This window comes from Sphingobium sp. R-21 (assembly GCF_049913335.1).
Taxonomy (GTDB): domain Bacteria; phylum Pseudomonadota; class Alphaproteobacteria; order Sphingomonadales; family Sphingomonadaceae; genus Sphingobium.
The window spans coordinates 1,397,680-1,421,783 of sequence record NZ_CP184375.1; the positions used below are offsets into that span (position 1 = coordinate 1,397,680).

General features: G+C 62.2%; 20 protein-coding genes. 10 read left to right on the forward strand and 10 right to left on the reverse strand.

All coding sequences use genetic code 11. From position 1 onward, the window contains the following. Window positions 1–55 precede the first annotated feature (55 nt). Window positions 56–1,024 carry a GlxA family transcriptional regulator gene (locus tag ACN9MX_RS20865; protein WP_363828868.1) on the forward strand — a complete coding sequence of 323 codons (969 nt, stop codon included), beginning with the start codon at window positions 56–58 and terminating at the stop codon, window positions 1,022–1,024. A 47-nt stretch (window positions 1,025–1,071) separates the two neighbouring features. On the opposite strand, the gene ACN9MX_RS20870 is transcribed toward ACN9MX_RS20865, so the two are convergent. From ACN9MX_RS20870 to ACN9MX_RS20880, 3 genes are read right to left on the reverse strand one after another with little or no spacing between them, the layout of a single operon-like run. Beyond that, window positions 1,072–2,724 (reverse strand): FAD-binding protein, encoded by a 1,653-nt coding sequence (locus tag ACN9MX_RS20870; protein WP_363828871.1) that lies wholly within the window; start codon window positions 2,722–2,724, stop codon window positions 1,072–1,074. Beyond that, window positions 2,725–4,065, reverse strand: a complete 1,341-nt coding sequence (locus tag ACN9MX_RS20875) for an aromatic ring-hydroxylating oxygenase subunit alpha (RefSeq protein WP_363828874.1) — start codon at window positions 4,063–4,065, stop codon at window positions 2,725–2,727. 58 nt (window positions 4,066–4,123) lie between these two features. Beyond that, window positions 4,124–5,278, reverse strand: coding sequence for an acyl-CoA dehydrogenase family protein (locus tag ACN9MX_RS20880; protein ID WP_133651300.1), 1,155 nt, complete (start codon window positions 5,276–5,278; stop codon window positions 4,124–4,126). Window positions 5,279–5,495: 217 nt separating this feature from the next. Here ACN9MX_RS20880 and ACN9MX_RS20885 point away from each other — a divergent pair, with 217 nt between their 5' ends. The 5 genes from ACN9MX_RS20885 to ACN9MX_RS20905 all read left to right on the forward strand — a co-directional run bounded on the left by ACN9MX_RS20885 (window position 5,496) and on the right by ACN9MX_RS20905 (window position 11,116). Further along, window positions 5,496–7,607: a 3-hydroxyacyl-CoA dehydrogenase NAD-binding domain-containing protein gene (locus ACN9MX_RS20885; protein WP_363828877.1), complete on the forward strand. Its 2,112-nt coding sequence runs from the start codon at window positions 5,496–5,498 to the stop codon at window positions 7,605–7,607. 50 nt (window positions 7,608–7,657) lie between these two features. Next, window positions 7,658–8,491: an enoyl-CoA hydratase/isomerase family protein gene (locus tag ACN9MX_RS20890; RefSeq protein WP_133651301.1), complete on the forward strand. Its 834-nt coding sequence runs from the start codon at window positions 7,658–7,660 to the stop codon at window positions 8,489–8,491. A gap of 5 nt (window positions 8,492–8,496) precedes the next feature. Continuing rightward, entirely contained in the window at window positions 8,497–9,459 is a 963-nt protein-coding gene (locus tag ACN9MX_RS20895; RefSeq protein ID WP_363829446.1) for a 3-hydroxyacyl-CoA dehydrogenase NAD-binding domain-containing protein, read from the forward strand. A 111-nt stretch (window positions 9,460–9,570) separates the two neighbouring features. Beyond that, window positions 9,571–10,557, forward strand: a complete 987-nt coding sequence (locus ACN9MX_RS20900) for a phytanoyl-CoA dioxygenase family protein (RefSeq protein ID WP_363736208.1) — start codon at window positions 9,571–9,573, stop codon at window positions 10,555–10,557. 109 nt (window positions 10,558–10,666) lie between these two features. Then, window positions 10,667–11,116: a nuclear transport factor 2 family protein gene (locus ACN9MX_RS20905; protein WP_363828880.1), complete on the forward strand. Its 450-nt coding sequence runs from the start codon at window positions 10,667–10,669 to the stop codon at window positions 11,114–11,116. A gap of 35 nt (window positions 11,117–11,151) precedes the next feature. Here ACN9MX_RS20905 and ACN9MX_RS20910 read toward each other — a convergent pair whose 3' ends face one another. From ACN9MX_RS20910 to ACN9MX_RS20925, 4 genes are all read right to left on the reverse strand, one after another. After that, complete coding sequence (locus ACN9MX_RS20910) at window positions 11,152–12,282, reverse strand: acyl-CoA dehydrogenase family protein (RefSeq protein ID WP_363828882.1); 1,131 nt, start codon at window positions 12,280–12,282, stop codon at window positions 11,152–11,154. A 6-nt stretch (window positions 12,283–12,288) separates the two neighbouring features. After that, window positions 12,289–13,476, reverse strand: a complete 1,188-nt coding sequence (locus tag ACN9MX_RS20915; protein WP_363828884.1) for an acyl-CoA dehydrogenase family protein — start codon at window positions 13,474–13,476, stop codon at window positions 12,289–12,291. Window positions 13,477–13,563: 87 nt separating this feature from the next. Next, a complete protein-coding gene (locus ACN9MX_RS20920; protein WP_363828887.1) occupies window positions 13,564–14,508 on the reverse strand; it encodes an MDR family NADPH-dependent oxidoreductase in 945 nt (314 codons plus the stop codon). A gap of 20 nt (window positions 14,509–14,528) precedes the next feature. Beyond that, window positions 14,529–15,371 carry an IclR family transcriptional regulator gene (locus tag ACN9MX_RS20925; RefSeq protein ID WP_363828890.1) on the reverse strand — a complete coding sequence of 281 codons (843 nt, stop codon included), beginning with the start codon at window positions 15,369–15,371 and terminating at the stop codon, window positions 14,529–14,531. Between the two features lie 156 nt (window positions 15,372–15,527). Here ACN9MX_RS20925 and ACN9MX_RS20930 point away from each other — a divergent pair, with 156 nt between their 5' ends. Beyond that, entirely contained in the window at window positions 15,528–16,301 is a 774-nt protein-coding gene (locus ACN9MX_RS20930) for an IclR family transcriptional regulator (RefSeq protein ID WP_363828893.1), read from the forward strand. A gap of 35 nt (window positions 16,302–16,336) precedes the next feature. On the opposite strand, the gene ACN9MX_RS20935 is transcribed toward ACN9MX_RS20930, so the two are convergent. After that, window positions 16,337–17,563 (reverse strand): amidohydrolase family protein, encoded by a 1,227-nt coding sequence (locus ACN9MX_RS20935; protein ID WP_363828895.1) that lies wholly within the window; start codon window positions 17,561–17,563, stop codon window positions 16,337–16,339. A 266-nt stretch (window positions 17,564–17,829) separates the two neighbouring features. On the opposite strand from ACN9MX_RS20935, the gene ACN9MX_RS20940 reads away from it, so the two are divergent. The 3 genes from ACN9MX_RS20940 to ACN9MX_RS20950 all read left to right on the forward strand — a co-directional run bounded on the left by ACN9MX_RS20940 (window position 17,830) and on the right by ACN9MX_RS20950 (window position 20,524). Next, complete coding sequence (locus ACN9MX_RS20940; protein ID WP_363828898.1) at window positions 17,830–18,258, forward strand: carboxymuconolactone decarboxylase family protein; 429 nt, start codon at window positions 17,830–17,832, stop codon at window positions 18,256–18,258. Beyond that, complete coding sequence (locus tag ACN9MX_RS20945) at window positions 18,255–19,892, forward strand: AMP-binding protein (RefSeq protein ID WP_426387705.1); 1,638 nt, start codon at window positions 18,255–18,257, stop codon at window positions 19,890–19,892. The genes ACN9MX_RS20940 and ACN9MX_RS20945 overlap by 4 nt, the downstream gene beginning before the upstream one ends. Before the next feature lie 137 nt (window positions 19,893–20,029). Then, window positions 20,030–20,524 carry a VOC family protein gene (locus ACN9MX_RS20950; RefSeq protein ID WP_363828903.1) on the forward strand — a complete coding sequence of 165 codons (495 nt, stop codon included), beginning with the start codon at window positions 20,030–20,032 and terminating at the stop codon, window positions 20,522–20,524. A gap of 22 nt (window positions 20,525–20,546) precedes the next feature. Here ACN9MX_RS20950 and ACN9MX_RS20955 read toward each other — a convergent pair whose 3' ends face one another. Both ACN9MX_RS20955 and ACN9MX_RS20960 read right to left on the reverse strand, forming a co-directional pair. Further along, on the reverse strand, window positions 20,547–21,632 hold the full coding sequence (locus tag ACN9MX_RS20955; protein WP_363828906.1) for a phosphotransferase family protein: 1,086 nt from the start codon (window positions 21,630–21,632) through the stop codon (window positions 20,547–20,549). 105 nt (window positions 21,633–21,737) lie between these two features. Further along, window positions 21,738–24,092: a TonB-dependent receptor gene (locus tag ACN9MX_RS20960; RefSeq protein ID WP_363828908.1), complete on the reverse strand. Its 2,355-nt coding sequence runs from the start codon at window positions 24,090–24,092 to the stop codon at window positions 21,738–21,740. Window positions 24,093–24,104: the final 12 nt, after the last annotated feature.

Genomic DNA, 24,104 nt, shown 5'->3' on the forward strand with positions numbered 1-24,104 from the left:
GCGCGAAAGATTGACAGGGAGAATTTGCGCATATACCGGCTGTTTTCTCTCAGTCATGGCCTTTGATTTTGCTCTTGTCGCGCTGCCCGGCGCCTATTCCAGCAGCGTCGGTGCGCTGGTGGACAGCTTCCTGATCGCCCGCGATCGGGTGGAACATGTTTTCGCCGGGGAAGAGCAGCTGCGCATGGAGACGCAGCTTCACATTCTTTCCGCAGATGGGGGACCAGTGGTGCTGGGCGACGGCCGTTCCTTTCCGGTCGACGGTCCGGCGAACAGGGACGATCCGATGGCGTTCATCTGGCTGCCTGCCTTCCGTGCCGGAGGACGCGAACTGCTGGAACGCCGCCTGGCAGAGGCAGGCCCATTGATCGACTGGCTCCATCGCCAGTCGAAACAGGGGGCAGTGATCGGGGCGAGCGGAGCAGCGTCAACCCTGCTGATGGCAGGCGGCTTCACTGCCGATCTCGCGGTGCCCGTCGCAAGGGCGATGCAGCCGCTCACGCGCACCCTGTTCCCGCGCCAGCCTTTCGAGGAGCGGTTCGGGCTGGTCGATCACGGCCATCTGCTGATCGGCAACGGCATGGGCAACGACCTGCAACTGATCATCCGGGTGCTGGAGCGGATGATCTCCCCCGATATCGCCCGCTGGCTCTCCTCGATCATAGGGCAGGATTATGAGGAGAAGGAACTGCTGGCGCCCGATCCGATGGTCGCGAGGGCGCAATTATGGATCGAGCAGCGTTTCACCGGACCGATCAACATGGCCGAACTGGCCAGGCATCTGTCGACGAGCCCCGCCACCCTCAATCGCCGATTCCACAGGGCGCTGGGCCTGTCGCCCAAGGCCTATGTGGGGCAGCTCCGCTTCCAGGCGGCGGTACGAATGCTGGAAAAGTCCACGCGCTCGGTCGATCGGATCGCGCAACTGGTCGGCTATTCGGACAGCCGGCTGTTCCGGGCAATGTTCCGTCAACATGCCGGCATGACCGCAAGTGAATGGCGGGCGAAACCGCGGCAGACGTGAGGCCCGACTGACAGGCCCCTTGCCGATGGCAAGGGGCCTGAGCCTGATCAGTTGTTGCTGCCCACGGCATGGTGGGCGGCGATCCATCCGAAGATGAAGGAGGCGCCTATGCTGGCACCCGCCGCAGGGTAGCAGCGGCCCATCACCGATGCCGTCGAATTGCCGGTGGCGTAGAGACCATCGATCACCGATCCGTCAGCGCGCAGGACACGCGCATTCTCGTCGGTCACAATGCCGCCGGACGTACCGACATCGCCGGGCACGATCTCCATGACATAGAAAGGCGGCTTGTCGATCTTGCCCAGATTGGGATTGGGCTTGACCGTCGGGTCGCCGAAGCAATTGTCATAACCACGCCCACCGCGATTGAAGTCCAGATCCTTGCCGGTTTCGCAATAGCCGTTGAACTTCTCGATCTCCGCCTTCAGGCCAGCCGGATCGATGCCGGTCATGCGCGCCAGTTCCTCTATCGAATCCGCCTTCTTCATCATGCCGCTGTCCAGCCAGGACTGAGGGGTCTTGCCGGGCGGATAATAGCCCCAGGCATAGCGCTTGCGGTGGCGACTATCGAGGATGACATAGGCCGGCACGTCATTCCGGTACAAACGCTGGCCGTTCTCCATATAGGAGCCGCTTTCGTTCAGGATGCGGCGGCCATGACGGTTGACGATGATGCAATGCGGCTTGGAAATGTCGGTATTGTGCATGTTCGCCGGGCCGCCTTCGGGCAGCATCGTCCCCGGAACCCACCAGGCCTGGTCCATCAGATCAAGCGCGGCGCCATGTTTTTCGGCGATCTGGATCAATTCCCCGGTGTCGCCGGGATTGGCGTTTGTCCATTCGACCGAACTGGGCTGCGGCCCATATTTCTTGCGCATCTCCGCATTGCGCGAAAAACCGCCCGCATTGATCAGCACACCGTCGCGGGCGCCTATGCGCAGAGTCCTGCCGCGATGCTCGGCAAGAACGCCGATTATCCTGCCGTCCTCCTCGATCAGTTCGGTGATGGGGTAGTCGGTGCGCATGTCGACGCCGGCCTTGTCCGCCAGCATCAGCAGGCGACCTTGCAACGCGCCGCCAAAGCTGAGTATCGGCTTCCCGCGCCTTGCCACGACCCGCATGCGCCACAGCAGCTTCAATCCCTCCCACATTCCGCGGGGGGTGCGCGTCGCGAGGCCGATAATGCCTGCCTTGTCCGTCGGCAGCGGCATCACCATCGGCCCGAGGCGCAGCTTGTCGAACAGCGGCCCCATCTCGCGCGCGTCCAGCATGGGTGCGCCGATAGAGCGGCTTCGGGTCACGCCGCCGGGCCGGTCGTCATAATAGTCCGACCAGCCTTCGGTATGGAGCCATTTCATGCCCTGCTCTTCCAGCCATTTCAGCATGACCGGGCCGTTGCGCAGATAGGCTTCCTTCCGTTCCGGCGTGGCGCCCGGCCCGCCATCATTGCCGACGGTCGCATCCATGTAGGTGCGCGCCATCTCATGGCTGTCCTTGATGCCCTTGGCCTTGATGATGTGGTTGTTGGGCACCCACAACACGCCACCGGACATCGCGGTCGAACCGCCCAGCTTGTCGGTCTTCTCCAGGATCAGCGGCGTCTTGCCGATCGATTTCAGATACAGCCCGGCCGCCATCGCCCCGCCGCCCGATCCGATGATGACGAAGTCGGCGACCTCGTCGAACTTCGTCTCGTCCATTCAGTCCACCTTCCCGACATATTCGTGATAGACGCGGTGGAAATTGCTGATCTCCACCTCCTGTACCGGATTGGTCCGGGCCGCCTTGAAGGCCTGCGACTTCATGCCCTTCTGCACTTCCTCCATATTCTGGAAGTCCTGCTCCAGGATGAGGCCCCAGTTGAGGGCGCGCCACTTGCCGTCACTGCCGTCGCCGCCATCTTCCACCTCGACCTTGGGTTCGGCGCCGGGTGCGTAGCGCTCCAGCACATTGACCTCGAAGATGCACTTGTCGGGATCGTCGCCATAAGGACGTGCGCGGTAGAACAGCACGTTCGTCGCCTGTTGCAGGAAGACAAGGTTGGGGAAGATGTTCCAGTCCGTCCCCGCCTTCATCAACTGCTCGCCGGTGATTGCGGGGAAGGGACGCCCGCTCTTGGCCGATTCCTCCGCATGGAACTGGGCGAATGCCCCGTACATGGTGAACGGATCGACCCCTTCGGGCAATTCCATCAACCGCCTGCCCGCTGCAAGCATCTCCTGCGTGGTGGTCGCCTGCAACGTGTCCCAGATTTCCTTGTTGAATTCGTAGAAACCCTTGCGGATGTCGCCGCTCTGGTCGCTGATGCGCGGGCTGGGCAAGCCGAAAAGCGCGGTCGGCGCATAGCCGAACATCGCATGTTTCCCATAGGCCTTCGAATAGGTGTAGTCGTCCTGATAGGCGAGCAACTGCCGGTGCGTCGTCTGCACATGATAGCCCTCCATGAAGGCTTCCTGCGCGGTCTTCCAGTTGCAGGGCATGACGATGCGCTTGCGCCAGGCATAGCGCATATGCTCGATCTCGAACGGGTCGAGGATCGTCTTCGCCTCGCCCAGGAAATCCTCCAGGCTTTCGCTGTCCGGGTCCATATTGATGAAGACCCAGCCGCCCCATTGCCCGACCTTCACCCTTTGCAGGGTGACGTCCTCATCAGGCAGCGCTTCGCCCCAGTCGTGCCGATCGACGATCTCGGTCGGCTTTCCATCAAGGCTCCATTGCCAGCCATGATATTTGCAATGGAACTTGCCCATCCGGCCGCAGCCTTCCGTCAGGCGGCGTCCCCGGTGAGGACAGACGTTGAAATAGGCCGCGATCGACCCGTCCTTCTGACGGACCACCGCGATCGACTCATCCGCGATATCGTAGGTGTAGAAATCACCCGCATTGGGGATTTCCTCCGTGCGGCAGGCCATCTGCCAGACCCGGGGCCAGAGCCGTTCCTTTTCCAGCCGCACATAATCGCGCGAGACATAGGCGTCGACCGGGATGCGATCGGCCGTCACCTCGGCTTTCTGCCTCGACATGCTGATCATCTCGTTCATTGTCCGATCCTCTCCTTGGCGGGACGTTTCGATTTCCGACCTGTCAGCCCTTGGCCGATCAGCCTTTTGCGGGTCCCTGGGGGAAACGCATGTCGAATACGCCTTCCGCAATACGGTTGAGCAGCACTTCTATCGCACCGCCGGCAATCATCCACCCCCGCGTGCGGCGAAGGCAATATTCGACCAGGCTGTCCTGACTATAGCCCGCGCCGCCCATGATCTGGATCGCTTCGTTGGCGCATTCAAAACCGGCGCGGTTGCATGCCACCTTGGCAATGGCGGTTTCTTCCGGCGAAGGCAGGCCCGCATCCGCATTCGTCGCCGCACGATACAACAGCAATTGCGCCGCATCGAGTTTCAGCTTCATTTCCGCGAACTTCCACTGCAACCCCTGGAATTCGCATAGCGCCTTGCCGAACTGCCTGCGCGTCTTCGCATGCTCGACCGCCGCGTTGAACGCGTAACGGCCCAGTGCCAGGCTGCGCGCCGTGTTGCCGATGCGTTCGACATTGAAGCCGGCCATCTGCTTCTTGAAGCCGCCCGGTCCCAGCAATACCTTGTCCTTGGGCACATAGACATTGTCGAAGAACAGCGGATTCCATTCCTCGCCCGACAGGAAGCGTATCGGCTTGCCGAAGGTGAAGCCCTCCTGCCCGCGCTCGATCAGCACCGATCCGATATTGCCGGTGCCGGGCCCATAACGGACATAGACCAGGAACACGGTCGCATGGGTGCCGTGGGTGGTGAATATCTTCTGCCCGGTGATGCGATAGCCGTCACCATCCTCCACCGCCGTGGTCGTCAGTTCGGTCACGGCGGAACCAGCATTGGGTTCCGTCATGGCGACCGAGATCAACCCCTCGCCGCGCAGCAAGGGTGCCAGATATTGTTCCTTCTGCGCGTCCGTCGCGAACTGGGCAAAGGTGCGGATCGCGCCGAAATTGCCGGCCTGCACAACATCCGCAGAACGCGGGCACACCGATGCGACCGTTTCGATCGCGATGACGGCGTCCATCAGGCTTCCGCCCAGACCGCCCTTGTCCTCCGGCACGGTAATCCCGATCAGCCCCTGTTCGGCCATCATCCTGGCGACGTCCCACGGATAATCGTCGCTGTGCGCGCGTTCCAGCGCTCCAGTCGCCAGATGGCGCTGCGCGAACGCGGCTACTGCGTCGCGGAACATGGTTTGCTCTTCATTCAAGTCGAACTGCATCGCTCGCTTCCCATAGGGCGGCTCAATATGCCGCGGATAAACTGCTATCCTCGACCTAATCGGGGATGGCCGCGATGCGAAGATTGCAGGTACGATCCTTCACATTCACGATACATCGCCTGCGCCGCCGCCGCCAGCTTGACAGTTGCGGCCGGCAAATAGCTTGTGGGAACAGATTTCAGACGCATTTTACAAGACAGGGCCACACATTCCAGCCATGACCCAGATCAACGAAAAGATCTCCATCCGCATCGAAGGCGATATCGGCTTCATCGTCAGCGACAATCCGCCCGTCAACGCGCTGGGCATCGGCGTGCGGCAGGGCCTGGTCGGCGCGCTGGAAGAACTGAACGCCGACCCGGCGGTGAAGGCGATCGTGCTGTATTGCGCAGGCCGCACCTTCTTCGCGGGCGCCGACATCACTGAATTCGGCAAGCCGCGCCAAGCACCCACCTTGCAGGACGTCATCGCGGCGCTGGAAAGTTCGGCGAAGCCGGTTGTCGCGGCAATCCACGGCACCGCGCTGGGCGGCGGGCTGGAGACGGCGCTGGGTTGCGCCTTCCGCGTCGCGATCCCGTCCGCCAAGGTCGGGCTGCCCGAAATCAACCTTGGCCTGTTTGCCGGCGGCGGCGGCACGCAGCGACTGCCCCGGCTGATCGGCCCGGAAAAGGCGCTGGAACATGTGCTGTCCGGCAAGCCGGTGGGAGCCGCGCAGGCACTGGACCTGGGGATCGTCGATGCCGTACAGGACGGGGATCCGGCCGCTGTGGGCGCCGCCTTCGCCCGCCGGGTGATCGACGAAAACATGCCCGCCGTGGCGGTTCGTGACCGTGATGAGAAGCTGGCGGCGACCCGTGCCGATCCGTCAGGCTTCGACGCGCTGGCAAAGAAGCTGACGGCGCGCAGCAAGGGACAGGCGGCACCACAGGCCAATATCGATTCCATTCGCCGTTCTTTCACCTTGAGCCTGGACGAAGCATTGGCGATCGACGCCGTCGCCAACCGCGAGTTGATGGCGGGCAGCCAATCGCGCGCCTTGCGCCACCTCTTCTTTGCCGAACGCGAAGCTGCGCGGATCCCCGGTCTGCCGGAGGGGGCAAAGGCGCGGCCCGTGAAGAAAGCCGCGATCATCGGCGCGGGGACCATGGGCGGCGGCATCGCCATGTGCTTTGCAGGCGCTGGCATTCCCGTGACCGTGATAGACACGACGCAGGAGGCGCTGGACCGCGGCCTGGAACGCGTGCAGGGCAATTACGCCACATCGGTCAAGCGCGGGTCGATTGCGCAGGCGCAGATGGACGACCGTCTTGCGCTGATCACCGGCGCCACCGACCGCGGCGCGGCGGCCGATGCCGACATCGTGATAGAGGCGGTGTTCGAGGATATGGGCGTCAAGAAGGAGATCTTCGCCGACCTTGAAAAACGGGTGAAGCCCGGCACCATCCTTGCCTCCAACACATCGGCGCTCGACGTGGACGAGATCGCGTCGGTGCTGGAACGGCCGCAGGATTTCGTCGGCATGCATTTCTTCTCGCCAGCCAATGTCATGAAGCTGCTGGAAGTGGTGGTCGCCAGGCACAGCAGCCCCGATGCGATCCTGACCGCGATGGCGGTGGGCAAGGCCATTGGCAAGGTGCCGGTCTGGTCCGGCAATTGCGACGGCTTCATCGGTAACCGCATGGTCGCCAAGCGTTCCGCGCAGGCTGAACGACTGCTGCAGCAGGGAGCGTTCCCCCAGCAGGTTGACGCCGCGCTCACCAATCTTGGCTTCCCCATGGGCCCGCTGACCACGAACGACATGTCCGGCCTCGACATCGGCTATTCGATCCGCAAGCGCCGGGGAACCCCCTTCCCCATTGCCGATGCCATTGTCGAGAGCGGACGGCTGGGGCAGAAGACAGGCGCGGGCTATTACCGCTACGAACCGGGCGATCGCACCCCCTATCCCAATGCCGAGACGGAAGCGCTCATCATCGCGACGTCGGAAAAGCTGGGCATCACGCGCCGCGACATTCCGGAAGAGGAAATGGTGCAGCGGCTGCTGTTCCCGCTCATCAACGAGGGCGCGCGCATCCTGGAGGAAGGGATCGCGCTGCGGGCGTCCGATGTCGACCTGGTATGGATCAACGGATATGGCTGGCCCCGGCATCTGGGTGGCCCCATGTTCTATGCGGATGAAACCGGCCTGGCGACAATCGTCGCCAAGTTGCGCGAGATGGCGGCCGAAACGCCGGGCGATCCATCGCTGCAACCCGCCGCCCTCCTGACGGAGCTGGCGGACAAGGGCCAGAGCTTCGCCGAGTGGCAGAAGAACCGCGCCGCGGCCTGAACGGAACGAAACGAAACAGAGAATATCACAGGGATTTTCCGGAGACTATCATGAGCGACAACGAGTTTCAGCGCGACATCGACTATAGCGAGTTCGACTTCTTCAAGGTCGAAATCGGCGAGGACGGCGTTGCCGTCGTGACGATGAACAATCCCGACAAGCTGAACGCGGTGGGACCGCATAATCATTGGCAGCTCGAGGATATCTGGCTGAAGCTGGCCCGCGACGAGCGGATCAAGGTCATCGTGCTGACCGGTGCGGGCAAGGCCTTCTCCGCCGGGGGCGACATCAAGCTGATGGCGGAGCGCGCCCAGACCGAATACGGCCTGAAATATGCCTTGCGCGTGCCGATCAATACGCTGCGGATCTGGGACCAGATCCTGATGACGCCACAGCCGATCATCGCGGCGGTGAATGGCGACGCCATCGGCCTTGGCACCTCGCTCTTCGCCTTCTGCGACATGAGCATCGTCGCGGAGGACGCGAAGCTGGGCGATACCCATGTGCGCGTCGGCCTGGTGACGGGCGATGGCGGCTCCGTGATGTGGCCGCTGCTGGTCGGGCCGCAGAAGGCCAAGGAATATCTGATGCGCGGCAAGCTCCTGAACGGCAAGAAGGCGGAGGAAATCGGCCTGGTCAACTATGCTTTCCCCAAGGAACAGGTGCTGGAGGAAGCGCTGAAGATCGCGCGCGAGATCGCCGGGCAGCCGATGTGGGCCGTGCGCTGGTCAAAGGCGGCTGTCAACAAGTGCATCCGTGATCAGGTGAACCTGACGGGCGAACTGTCCATCGCCTATGAAGCCATGACGATGCTGACGCAGGACTACAAGGCGGCGACCACCGCCTTCGCCAACAAGGAAAAGCCGGTCTTCAAGGGATATTGATCGCCATGCCCGCCTATCGCGACGCGGACAGCATTCGCGCCGTCGCCGCGATCGGCGGCGGCGTGATCGGGAATGGCTGGGTCGCTGCCTTTCTGGGCAGCGGCCGGGCGGTGCGCCTCCATGATCCCATGCCGGGGGCCGGCGAACGCACCATCGCCCATGTCGCGGGGGCATGGGACCAGATGGTCGAGCTGGGCCTTGCGAGCGCGGGCGATGACTGGGCCACGCGCTTTTCCGTCCACGATAGCCTGACCGACGCACTGGCGGGCGTGGATTTCGTGCAGGAAAGCACGCCGGAACGCACCGACCTCAAGCAGGCGCTGTTCGCCGATCTCGACCAGCTGGCGCCTCCGGACGTGCTGGTCGCGAGCAGCACGTCGAGCCTGCCCATCACCGGGTTGCAGGCCGGGCTTGCGACCGCCGATCGCTTCGTGCTGGGCCATCCGTTCAACCCCGTGCACCTGATCCCGCTGGTGGAGGTAGGTGGCGGCGAAGGTACCACCGGGGAAGCCGTGGACGCCGCCTTCGCGCTTTACGCCGCGATGGGCAAACAGCCGATCCGGTTGAAGCGGGAGATATTCGGCCATATCGGCAACCGGCTGACCGCCGCCATGTTCCGGGAAGCGGTGCGGCTGGTGGCGGAGGGTTATGCAAGCGTCGGCGACATCGACAAGGCGATGAAGCACAGCTTCGCGCTGAAATGGGCCATCCAGGGTCAGTTCACCACCTTCCATACTTCGGGCGGCGCTGGCGGCCTCGCCGAATTCCTGCCGAAATTCGCGCCGGGGATCGTGAAGCGCTGGGAAACCATGGCTGATCCGCCGCTGGCCGATCCGGCGTTGCAGACGATGCTGGTCGAACAGATGGAAGAAGCAGCCGCCGGCCGAAGCGTAGCGGAAATCGCCGCCTGGCAGGATGAAAAGTTGATGCAGATGCTGAAGCTTCTTACGCGGGACAATGATCAATAACAGCCGAAAGTCGACGAAAACCATCCCACCCACCAGAGGCGCGCCATGTTAATATGGCCCCGTCCCGGCGCCTCCGGAGGTTGACCGGCCCGAGTGGAGAGGAAGGAAGAAATGAGCGTCGATGTAATCAATCGCCCGGAAGCTGAAGACCTGGATGTACAGGATGTCGTCGCGGCGGGCGAACTGGAAAGCTGCAACCATCTGCTGGACGATCCCGAAGCGCTCAACCGCTTCTATGAGGAGAAGGGCTATATCCTGCTGCGCGGCGTGTTCGATCAGGACAGTGTCGCCCGCGCCCGCGATGAAATGCTGGCCGTGGCCGCCCAGATGGGCTTGGTCGAGCCGGGCGATCCCACGGGCAAATGGACCGGCAAGCCGTCGGTGGGGGGCATGGAGGAAAGCGACCTCTATGCCGGAATCGCCGCCCGTCTGATCGAAGATCCCGCCAATCAGGCAGTGATGGAAAAAGTGCTGGGAGAGCCGGCCTGCTCCGTACCCATCGTGCAATATCGAACCTATCCGCCCCGGAGCAAGCTGGGCACGGTGCACCAGGATGGCTTTTACAGCCCCGGCATCCAGGACTATCGCCCAGTCTGGATATCCCTGACCCCTTGCACGCGCGACATGGGCGGGCTGGCGCTGGCGGTGGGCCAGAACAAGCGCGGCTATTTCCACAATGTCGGCAAGCCCAATCCTTTCCCGATCCCGCGCGACGTGATCCCGGCCGAAAGCTGGGCCACCACGGATTATATGCCCGGCGACGTGCTGGTCGTGCATCCCTGCACGCCGCATTGCGGCCTGCCCAACAATAGCGACCGGCTGCGCGTCTCCTTCGACTCGCGCGTCCAGTCTGCCGCCAACCCCAGCGCCATCGCCGCGACGGTGAAGTCCTTCACCCCGACGACCGTGACCGTGGATGCCGACCGGATCGGCGAAGTCACGCTGACAATCGACAAGGACAGCTATCTGCGCCCGATCAATCCGGGCGTGCGCGAAAGCTTCGACGATTTCGTCAATTATATGAAGGCCGGCATGCGTCTGGTCGTCGTGCGCGACGGCGACCGCGCCGTCATGCTTCGCAAGGCGGCCGAAGGATGAGGGCTGGAGCGCGCTGCGTTAGATCCGGGTCATGCAGCGCGCTCTATGCTTTTGATGTCGCATCGTTTTTGCGCAAAACCGGTTCCCACTTTTGCGCACGATCCTCTAGATGACGAACGATGCCGTGAAGCTGTTGACGCGCATGTTCGGCTTCACGGCAGACGGCCGGCAACATCCCGATGTTTTCCCTGTCGGGGAGCAAGGCCGGCCTTCCCCGGCGGACTATTTCCATCCGGACGTGGTGCACAGCCTGTTCGGCCCGAGCGGTACGAAGGAGACGCTGGTCGGACGCGAAGCCTTTCTCCGTTTCGCCGCGTCCTGCGCGGAGGCGCTGGAAGAACGGCACGACGAGATCATCGCCATAACCGGCATCGATCGGGAATGCGCATTCGTCCAAGCCCGCGCTTATCGCCGGAGCGCAGCGAACGGCGAGGCGATCCATTATGAATGGGCCATGCTCTATCGCGTCGAGCAGGAGCTAATCACCTATGGCGCCGACATGCTGGATGCCGCAGCGCAAGCATTTTGGGCGCGGGTCCGGTCCGCATCGGCCGGCTGAGGTCATGGCACGCCCATGACCCCATGGAACCTGCTTCAGGCGACAGGATAAACGCCGCGCATTTTCGCAAGACGGGCAAGGTGCCAGTCCCTGTCGCCCAGCAGCGCGTCAATGGCGGTCAGCCGCTTGAAGGCGTGGCCCACCTTATATTCGGCCGTGATGCCGATCGCGCCGTGCATCTGCACCGCCTCCTGACCGATGATGCGGCCGGACTTGCCGATCTGCGCCTTGGCGGCTGAAATGTTGCGGCTCCGCTGATCGGCATCGATGTCGAGCGACAGCGCCGCGAGGATCGACATGCTGCGCGACAGTTCAAGCTGCATCAGCATTTCGACGGCGCGATGCTGAAGCGCCTGGAAACTGCCGATGGCGACACCGAATTGCTGGCGGGTCTTGAGATAGTCCACGGTCACGTCGAACGTCTCGGCCATGGCGCCGACCGATTCCGCGACCAGGGCGGCGGTCGCCTCCTCGAACACGTGGGAGAGGATGTCCTCCCCCTGCCCCGGCGCGCCGATGAGGGCTTCGTTCGCTACATGGACGCCCGAAAGGGCCACCGTGGCGACTGGAACGCCGTCATAGCCGCGCTTGCCCTCCACCGTCACACCCTTCGCCGCCGCGTCCACCAGGAAGAGCGATAGCCCCTCTTCCGTCATTGCGCTGACGATGAATGTGTCCGCGCTCTGGCCGTGGATCACGGCGATCTTGCAACCGTCGATGGTCCATCCGTCGCCCGATCGCGATGCGGTCGTGCGCGCCGCCAGTATATGGCGCGGCAGTCCCTTCTCACTATGTGCCAATGCCAGGATGCGTTCGCCCGCGGCGATGCCGGGAACAATGTCCGCGCGCTGCCCCGCCGAGCCGCCATGGCGCAGCGCGCCGCCCGCAAGCACCACGGTCGCGAAATAGGGCTCGACCATCAGGCCGCGGCCCAGCGCTTCCATGACGATCATCATTTCCACGCCACCGCCGCCGAAACCGCCATCCTCTTCGGCGAAGGGCAGCGCGAGCAGGCCCATCTCCGCAAGCCCGGCATAGGCCTCCCGGCTCCAGCCATCGGCTGTCTTGAGCGCATGTTCGCGCTTCTGGAAGTCATAGGTTTCCGCCACGAAGCGCGTGACGGTTTCCTGCAACATCTTTTGTTCGTCGTTCAGGTCGAAATCCATGGCGCGTCAGAGTCCCAACATGGTCTTGGCGATGATGTTCTTCTGGACCTCATTGGATCCGCCGAAGATCGACACCTTGCGCATCGTGAAATAGAATGGCGCGGCGGCGCTGACCCAGCCGTCGTCCGGATCGTTGCGCGCATGGTCATGGTCCGGCATGGCCAGCCCAGCCGGACCGGCAAGCTCGGCAACCAGTTCGGTCATGCGTTGCTGCATTTCCGTGCCCTTGACCTTCAGGATGGACGCTGCTGCATTGGCGCCGCCGCCATGGGCATCCGCCGCGACGACGCGCAACTGCGTCAGTTCCAGCGCGCGCAATTCCACCTCCACCTCGGCCAGCTTGTGGGCCAGACGGCGCTGCTCTTCCTCGTCCAGCGTGCCTTCTTCGGCAAGCCGGGTTTCCAGCGCGCGCAGTTGCGAAAGGCGCTCCTTCGACAGGCCGATGCGGGCGATGCCGCTGCGTTCGCTGCCCAGCAGATGCTTGGCCACGTCCCAGCCTCGGCCTTCCTCGCCAATGACATTGTCCACCGGCACGCGCACGTCGTCGAAAAAGACTTCATTGGCATCATGTTCGCCATCGATCGTCTCGATCGGGCGGACGGTGATCCCCGGCGTCCTCATGTCGAGCAGCAGAAAGGTTATGCCCTGCTGCTTCTTGCCGCTGCTGTCGGTCCGGAAAAGCCCGAACATCCAGTCGGCGTGCTGGGCCTGGGTCGTCCAGATCTTCTGGCCGTTGAGAACATAATGATCGCCGTCACGAACCGCCGTCGTCTTCAGGCTGGCAAGGTCGGAGCCGGCGCCCGGTTCGGAAAAGCCCTGGCACCACCAGATGTCGATATTGGCGGTGGCGGCGAGGAATTTTTCCTTTTGCGCCGCCGTGCCGAATTTGCACAGCACCGGGCCGATCATGTTCACATTGAACGGCGATCCTTCCGGCGCGTGGGCCAGCGCCATTTCCTCCTGGAAGATATAGCGCTGGGCCGGCGTCCACGCCTGGCCGCCATATTCCACGGGCCAATGGGTGACCGCCCATCCCTGCGCATTGAGAATGCGCTGCCACCGCACCGTATCCTCCTTGGTCAGATGATCCCTGTTGATCATCTTGCGCCGCAGATCGTCCGGAAGGGCATGCTGGAGGAAAGCGCGCACCTCATTGCGGAAGGCGGTTTCCTCAGGCGTAAAATCCAGTTTCATCGCGCTGTTCCCATATAAGAGCCTCTTCCCCAGCAGGCATCGGCCTTCCAAGTCAACGGCGACGCCAAGGGCTTCACATGCCCGATATCATTGCGCCAGATCGAACAGTATCCGTCCGCTCCCTCCCGCCCGCGCGAGCGCGATCCCTTCATCAGCGCGGGAAAGCGGAATGATGGCGCGCACCGGCAAGGCGGGCGGATCGGCCGCATGAAGCGCGGCCAGTTCCTTGAACATCGCGTGCACGCCAGCCGCACCCAGTGCCGCTTCAGCGGGGCGAAGGCTGAAACCCGCGATCGAGAGGCCGCCGCCGGTCAACACTTGCGACCGCACCTGTATCGGGTCGCCGGAAAGATGGCCGAACAGCAGCAGCCGGCCGCCGGACGCGAGGCAACTGGCAAGCCGGCCGGTTGCCGCACCTGCCACGCAATCCAGGGCGGCGCGGATGGGCCGACCGTCGGATGCAGCCCGCGCGCGCTCCGCCAGATGATCGCCGTCCAACAGCGCATGGGGTGTCGCCGGATGCGGCCTGTGCACGACATCGATCACCTTGATGTCCATGCGGGCGGCAAAGGCGCGAACCCAATGCGCGACGACCGACCCTGCGCCATTTTGAATCAGCGCCTCGCCCGGACGCATGCCCGCATGGCGCAGCAGCAGATGCGCGGTGGGCGGATTGATGCGCAACATGGCCGCCTGTACCGGGTCAATGTCCGACAGCACCACGAGATGACGGCGAGGCAGAAGGCGCATCGCGCACCAATTGCCTCGCTCAAGCGGCATCACCAGTTCGCCCGGGCGGAGATCGACAACGGCCTCGCCCACGCTTTCCACCAGCCCCACGCCTTCAGCCCCCAGCGGTTGATCTTGAGGCAGATCGAAGGAATATCGACCATCGATCGCCAACAGGTCAGCCGGGTTGACAGGCGCATAGAGCATGCGCACCAGCACTGCGTCCTTGCGCGGTGCTGGTGGCAATGGTGCATCCGCAAGCCGAATTTCACCCGTTCCGCGGGGCAGCACCGCACGGTTCATGCAGAACCCGGACAGCGCTATCAGGCGAAATGGCGGCGGTAGCTGGCGATCTTTATCGTCTCCGGCATCTTCACGACGTTGCTGTTGTCCTGCTCCTGGCCATCTTCCTCCAGATGCAGTTCGGCAATGCTCTCCTTGCGGCTGAGCAGCAGGTCCAGCATTTCCTGGCCACGCGCGGCAATCACGGCCGGCTGGGCGATGACGCTTACGGTCAGGCGATCCATGTTCCGGCCAAAGGGCAGCAACACGGCGACGCAGCCAACGCCGTCGCGATCCTGCTCTATGGTCCAGCCCTTCTCGCGCAGCACGGCAAATTCGGACAGCAGCTCCGCTACACGGACGTGGCGCGACAGGTCGGTCTCCTCCGCGTTCAGGCGATGGACCGCCGAACGGATCCCCTCGTTGCGATAGCTCGAAAGCAGCAGACGGCCCTGGGTGCTGTGCAAGATGGAGAGCTGGTCACCGGCATGGGCGTCCAGCGCATCTTCATTATTGCCGTGGATGACGTGCAGATGCTGCAGCACATAGTTGGAACTGGTGGACAAAAGCACCGTTTCGCCGGTCAGCTTGGCGATCTCGTCAATCGCGGACAGCACCGGTCCGCCCCGGAACAGCGAGGGCTTCACCCAGGCGCCCAGCAGAGCGACTCGCGCGGTGGGGCTGTATGTCCGACGTACCCGGTTATAGTGGAGATAGCCCAGCCGCGTCAGGCAGCGGAGCAGTTCGGATGTGCTGGATTGCGGATAGTTCAGCGTGCGCGACATTTCCATGACGGTGGCGACGCGGCGATCCTGATCGAAATATTCCAGGATCTCCAGCACTCGATGCGCGGATTTAATGGTCCGGGATGCGCTGGTGGCCATTGGCTTTCCTCTCCTCCCGCGGATGCATGAAATTGCATCTGCTGCACGGATTTTCGTATCGCATCACAAATATAATGTCCAACGATTTTTCGAATTGCGTTCGAATTTTCGAATAGCTATGCAGGCTGAGCAGAAAACAGGGGACGGGCGGGGAAGATGCAAGAGGCCAAAGTCGAGGAGATCCGTGCGCGGGGACCGAAGGCGATCACGCGTGTGCTCGATCTGCTGGTATTGCTGGCGGGGAAGCAGGACGGCATGAGCCTGGCCGAGCTCAGCGCGATCATGACAGTACCCAAAAGCACCTTCATCGATACGCTGCGGGGCCTGTGCGACATGCATTATCTGTCCTGTCAGGAAGGGCGCTACCGTTTGGGGCCGGCGGCGTATCATTTCGCGAGCCGGATCGTGCGCCACTGGTCAGCGCCCGAACTGGTCCGGTCCCTCGTCAAGCAGCTCGCTGCCGAAACGCGCGAATCGGTGGGATTCGCCATCGCCGATTGGGAAATCGGGCAGGCCATCTACACCGAAGCGAGCAACAGCCCGCAACCGGTGCGCTATGCCATGCAGGCTGGGCTGCGCGCGCCCCTGTACGCGAGCGCCGCCGGCCGCGTCCTCATGGCCTTTGCCGGTCCGGAGCAGGTAGACGACTATCTGGCCCGCGCCCATCTTCGGCAACTGACCGACAGCACTCGAACCGATCCCGACGCCATTCGCGTCAGCCTGACGGAAATTCGCAAGCAGGGCTATTGCGCCAGTTTCGGGGAAATGTTGAGCGACACTGCGGCACTGGCGGTGCCGGTCATGGGCCCCGACGGGGATATGCTGGGAGCCTTGATACTGGCCGCTCCGCTCGCCAGGATGAAGCAGAATTTCGACCGGCTTTTGAGCGCCACGGTGGAGGCGGGCCGCCGCGCATCAGCGGGAAGCTGACGCGCGGCGGATAGCCTGTCGGCCGAAGGCAAGCTTCAGGCAGGCAGCCCCATGAAGCGCATGCCGTTTTCATACATAACCTTGCGCACATCGGTGGCCGACAGATCCTTGCACGCTTCCTCGGCGAACAGCCGCGGTTCCTCCACGCCCTCTGCATGCGGATAGTCCGATCCCATCAAGACCCAATCGGCGTTGCCGACCTGATCGATGATGGATTTCAGGTCATCCTCCGGATAGGCGACGACGGAAACATGGCGGGCAAAGATGTTGCTGGGCCGATCCTTCAACTGCCCGGCGGGCCAATAGCCGTTCTTCGCAATGCCCCGACACTTGTCCATCTTCACCAGCATGGACGGCACCCATTCGGCCCCATTTTCGGCCGACAGCAGCCTCACATTGGGAAAGCGTTCGAAGAAATTCCAGAAGATGAAGCTCGACAGCGTCTCGATCACCGGCCGTTCCGAATAGCCGTGCATCCATACGAAAGCGGACTGGCGGATGCGCGATTGCTGCATGCCCTCCCCCCACAGCGCCATATGATCCTTCAGGTAAATAGCCTCGGACACATGGAAGACGACCCGGATACCTGCTTCATTGGCGATCGCCCAGAAGGGATCATGGTCGGGATGCGCGGGCGCCTTGCCGTTATAGGGGCCCATCGGCATCAGGATGAGCTTTGCGCCCTTCGCGACCACATCCTTCAGCGCCTTGCAGGCCTCCTCGACATTGTCGAGCGTCATGATGGGGCATGAGAAGATGCGGTCGTTGTAATTATACTTCCACTGGTCGTACATCCAGCCATTATAGGCATTCAACACGGGATAAGCGTAACGCGGATCATCAAGGAAACTGATGGCCGTGATCATGTTGCCGACAAAGAGAATGGATGAACGCACGTCCCAGGCGTCGAGCAGTTTCACCCGCGCTTCGGGTTCCATCATGTCCGCGCTCTTGGGCACGTGCATGTCGATCTCGGCCTTGCCCTCCTTCATGGCGCGCAGCCATTCGTGCAATTTGCCGGGCGCGGGGACACGGCCATCCTCAAAAAGATGGTCGGCGCTGATTTCCACCTTGCGCGGCCCCACATACATGGCGAAGTCGCCGTCCGATCCTGTCTTGAACGTCACGCCATAGCGTTCGGCAGCATCCTGGGGCAGATATTTCGTCCAGGCTTCATCCGTTTCCCAGAAATGCGTGTCGGCATCAAAGATCGGACCGGAATAAACAGGCGAAGTTTCCGTCGCCTTGATTTGTGCAGACATAATCTTCCTTCCCCAAGGTCGTGACGTCATTTCGATATTGTCTGGGCCATGCGACATGAAAGTCGGGTATCCAGTGTCCAAACCTATATAGGCTTGAGCGGATGGCGCGAATATCGACCCGGACCTGCCATCACATAGGCGATGGAGTACCGGCTCCATCAGATGACCGATCACTATATGCTACCTAGCCATAGCGGCAGCGGCATTGTTGACGTGGGCAAGCCGCCGCCCATAGGCCAGACAATCATAATGCATGGAGACATCGGATGGCTGAGTTGGACGAGAAGCAGAAATCGGGCGTCGACTTCATCAGCGGCATCATGGGCGAAGGGTTCGGCAATGCCTTTCGCGACGCATGCACCGCCGATGGCTTTGGCTCGGCCATCCCGCGCATGGCGGCAAGCTGGGCTTTTCATGACGCCTGGCGGCATCAGGGCATTGCTCCCAAGGAAAAGAGCTTGGCCGTCATATCCGCCCTTATTGCCATGCGACAGTCGCTGGAATTGAAAAACCATGTGAAGATCGGCATCGCCAACGGGTTGACTCCGCAGGAGCTGGAAGGACTGCTGGTGCAACTCACCCCCTATGTCGGATTCCCGTGCATCGCATCCGCCACGACGGCGGTTATCGAAGCCATGCGCGAAGCCGGCGTCTCTCCCGACGTCAAGACGTCTGAGGAAAAGGGACTGCTGTGATCGGCGCGACAGCCTTGACCAATCCACATTTTTCCGACCTGCCGAAGACGCTTGACCACACATTGCCGAAGGTCATCGCGCATGTCGCCGCGCGTTATGGCGACACGCCCTTCATCGTCGGGGAGGACGGCACACGGATCAGCTTTGCGCAATTCAAGGAACGGGTCGATGATCTTGCCCGTGCGCTGATCGCCCATGGCGTCGCTTATGGGGACAGGGTCGCGATCTGGGCGCCCAACAGCGCGGAGTGGATGATCGCGGCGGCGGCGGTGGAGAGCATCGGCGCCATCATGGTGCCCATCAACACTCGCTTCAAGGGTGGCGAGGCGCTCTACATATTGGCCAAGACGCGGGCCCGGATCCTGTTCACCGTGACGGGGTTTCTGGGCAATGACTATGCCGCCATGCTGACCCAGGCGGGGGGAGGCCCGGGATCGGCCGGGCCGGTGCGCGATCTGCCGGCGCTAAGCCATATCGTAGCACTGGACGGACCTGGTTTTGACATGTTCCGGCGCGCGCAGGCCGATGAGGCGGAACTTGCCGCACATATTGCGGCCGTGACGCCGGAAACGATCGCGGATATTCTTTTCACCAGCGGCACCACCGGACAGCCCAAGGGCGCGATGCACAATCATGGCCAGGCATTGTGGGTGCCGGCCATCTGGAACGAATCCAATGACCTGCGGGCCGGCGATCGCATGGCCATCGTCAATCCCTTCTTCCACAGTTTCGGCTACAGGTCTGGCTGGATTTCCGCGCTGGTGGCGGGCATCACCGTCTATCCGCTGTCCACATTCGACGCCGAGGCGCTGCTCTCGCTGATCGAGCGCGAAAGGATCAGCGTGTTGATGGGCCCGCCGACGATTTTCCTCTCGCTGATGGACCATCCCCGTTTCGGCGCGTTCGACATTTCATCGCTGCGGGTCGGGCACACTGGCGCTTCCAATGTTCCTGTCGACCTGATCCGCGCCGGAAGGGAAATATTCGGGTTCGACCTGTTCCTGACCAGCTTCGGCCAGACCGAGTGCACGGCGCTCGCCACCGTCAACTATCCCGATGCCAGCTTTGAAACAATCGCGCGGACAGTCGGCAAGCCGCTGCCCGGCGTGGAGCTGCGGATCATCGATGCGCAGGGCAATCCGCTGCCCACGGGCGAGAGCGGCGAACTGCTGATCCGTGGCCCGGTGGTGATGCAGGGCTATTTCGAGGAGCCGGAGCAGACCGCAGCCACGATCGACGCAGACGGCTGGCTTCACAGCGGCGACGTGGGATGCATTGCGGAGGACGGCACGCTGCGCATCCTCGACCGTCTCAAGGATGTCGTCATCGTCGGCGGTTTCAACGCCTATCCGGCCGAGGTCGAAAATATCCTGCGCAAACATCCCGCCATTGCCGATGTATGTATAATCGGCTGGCCCGATGATCGCATGGGCGAAGTCTGCGCCGCCTGCGTCATCCTGAAGGATGACGAAGCGCTGACGCTGGCGGAGCTGACGGCATGGAGTCGCGAGCAGATGGCGAATTACAAGGTGCCTCGCCATCTGTTCCTGATGGATGATTTTCCGCGCACGCCCTTGGGAAAGATCCAGAAATTCCTGTTGCGTGATCGGATCAAGGCCCAGGCCGAGGCCTAAAGCGATTTCCAAGCGATCGGAACCGATCACTGGTTAGGACATCGCGGAACATAAGGAATCCGGAGCGGCAGGCCGCGAGAGCTGAGGGGTGAACGCCCCGTCGCGACAGGTCGAACGCCGGAAAAGCAGATGAGAGGATGGCGATGGAATTCCGGGGCGACTTTTATCAGATCGGCGTGGTGGTTCGCGATATCGACGCGGGCATGGCGCATTATCGGAACCTGCTGGGGCTCGGCCCTTTCTGGCGGCTCGATACCGATTATGAGGGCCGTTATCGCGACTGGCACGGCCGCTTTGCCAACAGGAACGCCTTCACCCGATGGGGCGATGTCTATCTGGAGATGATCGAGCCGCTCATCGGGTACGGCAATGCCAAAGAATGGCTGGAAACACGGGGCGAAGGCATTTTTCACCTCGGCTATGCAGTCGATGATCTTTCGCAGCGGCCCGATGGCGTCGAATGCGTATTCGAAAGCTGGGGCGCGACGATGCCCAATGGCGATCCGGCGGTGATCCACCTCGATACCGTGGATCAACTTGGTTATTTTGTGGAACTGTCGGACCGCGCGCTGGTCGACCGGCTGAACGCCAGGATCGACCAGTTCATCGAGCAAGAGGCAAGAAGCATCTGATCCACGCTATCCGAAGGGCCTCCTATGGCAATAACTGACGGAGTTCATGGTCGAGTGCGGCCTGTCCGAAGCGGGCGGCATAAGCTGTGTTGACGGCCTCCGTCTGGAACCTCACCTCATTGGTGAGGAAAATGAACAGACCCCAGACGATGGAACGCCTGTAATCCAGCCATGCCTCGTCCCAATCCAGAACCGGACCACCTTCCCGCGCCAGCGCGTCGAGATAGATGCGCAGCAGTTCGCCCTCCCATGCGGCCCGATCGGCAAGGTCGGCGGCACAGACGATATGGTAGGAAACTTCATGGTGCCAGGCGGTTTGCGCTACCTGCGCGTCGAAATAGCCGGGCGTGCCGTCCTCCAATATGTACAGATTGCCCAGATGCGTGTCGCCATGAATGAGGCAGCGGGGTTGGGCGCGCTGAATGTCACCGATGGTCATCAGCGCCCGTTCCATCCAGGCACGATCGTGCAACCGCGTGGACACCGCCGCGCCGCGCGGCGAGGCCATATAATGTGCCCAGATATCTGGAACGAGATAGCGGCGCATATACTCCAGTCCCCAGCCGTCGAACCGGCTGGCGATGTCGGCCCAGCGGCCGCCCGTCTGGAAATGGGGTGAAGCCCAGGTCGCTGCATGATAGGCGGCCATGGTTTCCATGCGGCGCGCAATCTGATCGAAGCTGTGCGGACGCAGCGCATCGCAGAAATCGACGCCGGGCCGCTTCAGATCCTCCATGATGACGATCGACTGGTGGGAATTCGGGTCCGTTCCGGCAAAATAGGCGCGTGGCGAAGGCATGGGGATCAAGGGCTGAATATCGGCGTAGAAGCGCGTTTCATTGGCGTACATCGCAGCCATCTTCGGACTGTGCTCCTCAAAGCCGCCTTTGACGATCAGGGTTTCGCCGATCTGTTCGGCACCCTCCCCCTCCACAGTCAGCCGGACGCGGATCTTGGTCGAGGTCCCAAGGATGATATCGACGATCTGCGAGTCGCTCACCGACACGCCGGGCAGTCGCTGTCGCAGAGCGCGAGTCAGCCACGCGCTGTTGATCTGCTCCGGCGTCAACGGCAGCGGCAATGCGTCAGCAGGATAAGCCTTGTTCATGAAACTCTCCGTCGTCCTTTTGGCGCAGAATGCCAGACAGCAACGCGCAAGAAAAAGGGGGCGCAGAACTCTGCGCCCCCTTGATGCTTTCACCCTGATCCAGGATCAGAATTTGAAGCCCACCTCGATGCCATAGGTGCGCGGCTCGCCGTAGACGCTGTTCTGGAAGCCCAACCCCTCGGCGATGAGTCCCAGCACGCCGATGCGATAGGTTTCGTTGAGCGCATTGTTGACGAAGGCGGCGACCGAAGCGCCCGACCCGCCGACATTGTTGAGTTCGGCACGCAAGTTGATCAGCGAATAGGCTGGCTGAACGCCCTGAATCTCGAAATCGTCAAGATAGATCTTGCTGCGCCACGTGTAGTTCATGATGAAGTTGAGCTGGCCCAGATCTTCGCTGACCGGCGGCGAAATCGTCGCCGTGGCGCCCAGCTGATGCTTGGGAACGCCGCGCTGCTCGAACTCGGTCAGACCATTGGCCAGCACGACGCGGCCTGCCCGGATCTTGACCTTCGTGTAGGAATAGAAGGCCGCGAGCGAGAAGGTGTCGGTGCTGAAGTTCGCCTCGAACTCGCCACCGACATTGCGCTGCTTGGCGGTATTGTCGACGATGGTGAAGACATTGCCGTCGACGAAAGTGGCGCGCTGTTTCTGCACATCGCTGCCATCCTGACGGAACAGCGCCGTGCTGGTGGTCAGGCGACCGCCACCCAACCGATGATTGGTCTTCAGGCCGATTTCATATTCGTCGACGAATTCGGGGAGGAAGGGTGCCAGCGTGACCACACCGGTTGCCCGAGTCGAAAAGCCACCCGCCCGGAAACCATGACGATAAGACGCATAGGTCGTCACTTCCGGCGTAGGTTCATATTGCAGGGTCGCGTCGTAGGTCCATTCCTTGAACGACTTGCTGTTGGTGAAGGCGCATGGCCCGGTCTGGCGGACGGTGGTGTCATAGCCCGCCGGGACGACCGGGTTGAAAGTACAACGGCCGAAGGTACCGTCCGCATTGGGATAGTTGGGCTGCGACGGCGACACGGTGATTTTCCGCTTGTCGTAATTGTAGCGAAGACCGCCCGACAGGCTTACCTGATCCGTGACCTTGAAGGTGCCCGCAACAAAGGCGGCCGCGGTTCGTGCATAGCCTTCACCCGGATTGCTGGTGACGAAGAGCGACGCGTCGGTCGTCGCCGGATTGAGGCCTGCCGCCAGGATGTTCAGCTGAGGCAGGGTGTTGGCGAGCGAGCCGTCAATACCCTTTTCCTCGAAATAATAGCCGCCGGCGATCAGATCGAGCCGATTGTCGAACATCTTGGCCTGGAGTTGCAATTCTTCCGAAATATTGCGTGAGCGCGAATATTGATAGGGCGCAATCAGGAACGCCGGGATGCCATCATAGTCCTGCACGATATCCCGACGCTGCTTGCGGTAGCCAAAGATGTTCTTCAGCGTCAGGCTATCAGATAGTTCCCAGGTCGTCTTGTTCGTGATTCCCCAATTCTTGATGCTTTCGCGCGGCAGCCCGAACACGTCGAGATTGCTGCCGTCGCCCGAACCGGAATTGAGCGTGTAGCGTTGCGTGCGGAAAAGCCGCTGCGCTTCGGCAAACTGCCCCGGAATATCGGCCAGGTTGGCATATCTGCTGAGAGCCGAGGGATAGCTGATGGAGGTCAGGAAGGAAGCGGTGCCGTTTTCGCGCGACTTGAACCAATCGAACACGGTCAGCGACTCAATGCCATTGCCCGGCGACACGAGTGCCGACACGCGGAAGGTGTCGTAATTCTGGTTATCGAGACGCAGTCCGCTGCCTATGTCGTGCGCCCAGCCGTCACGCTCGCGGGTCTTCCCCGAAACGCGCAGGGCAACGGAATCGCCGACCGGAACGTTCACCATCCCGTAGATATCGTGCATGTCGTAATTGCCATATTGGCCACGAACTTCGCCCGCGAACTCGCCCAGCTTCGGATGGGCAGGCTCGACCAGCACCGCGCCGCCGGTCATGTTGCGGCCGAACAGCGTGCCCTGCACGCCCTTCAGAACTTGGACCGATTCAAGGTCATACAGGCTGTTCCCAAAGCCGTAGGGGCGCGGCTGCACCACTTCGGCGAAATAGGTGCCCACCGGCGGATCGGTGAAGAGCTGCGTTTCCTGCGTCCGCTGGCCGCGCAGCGAAAAGGCAATGGTGTTGCGCTGGCTCTGCGCGCTGGTGATCGAGAGCGAAGGGGTGCGGTATTGCAGGCCCTGAACGTCGGTCACGCCCGACCGCGAAAGCTGCTCGCCCGAAATGGCCGAGACAGAGATCGGAACATCCTGCAGCGCCTCGTCGCGGCGGCGCGCGGTGACCACAATGTCCCCGGTCGACACGCCGTCGGTCTGCGGCGACGCGGCATCCTGAGCAAAGGCGGGTGCGGAAACGAACAAAACCGCGCAAGTCGCGGCAAGATAGCGTCGATAGGTCATTGCATCCTCTCA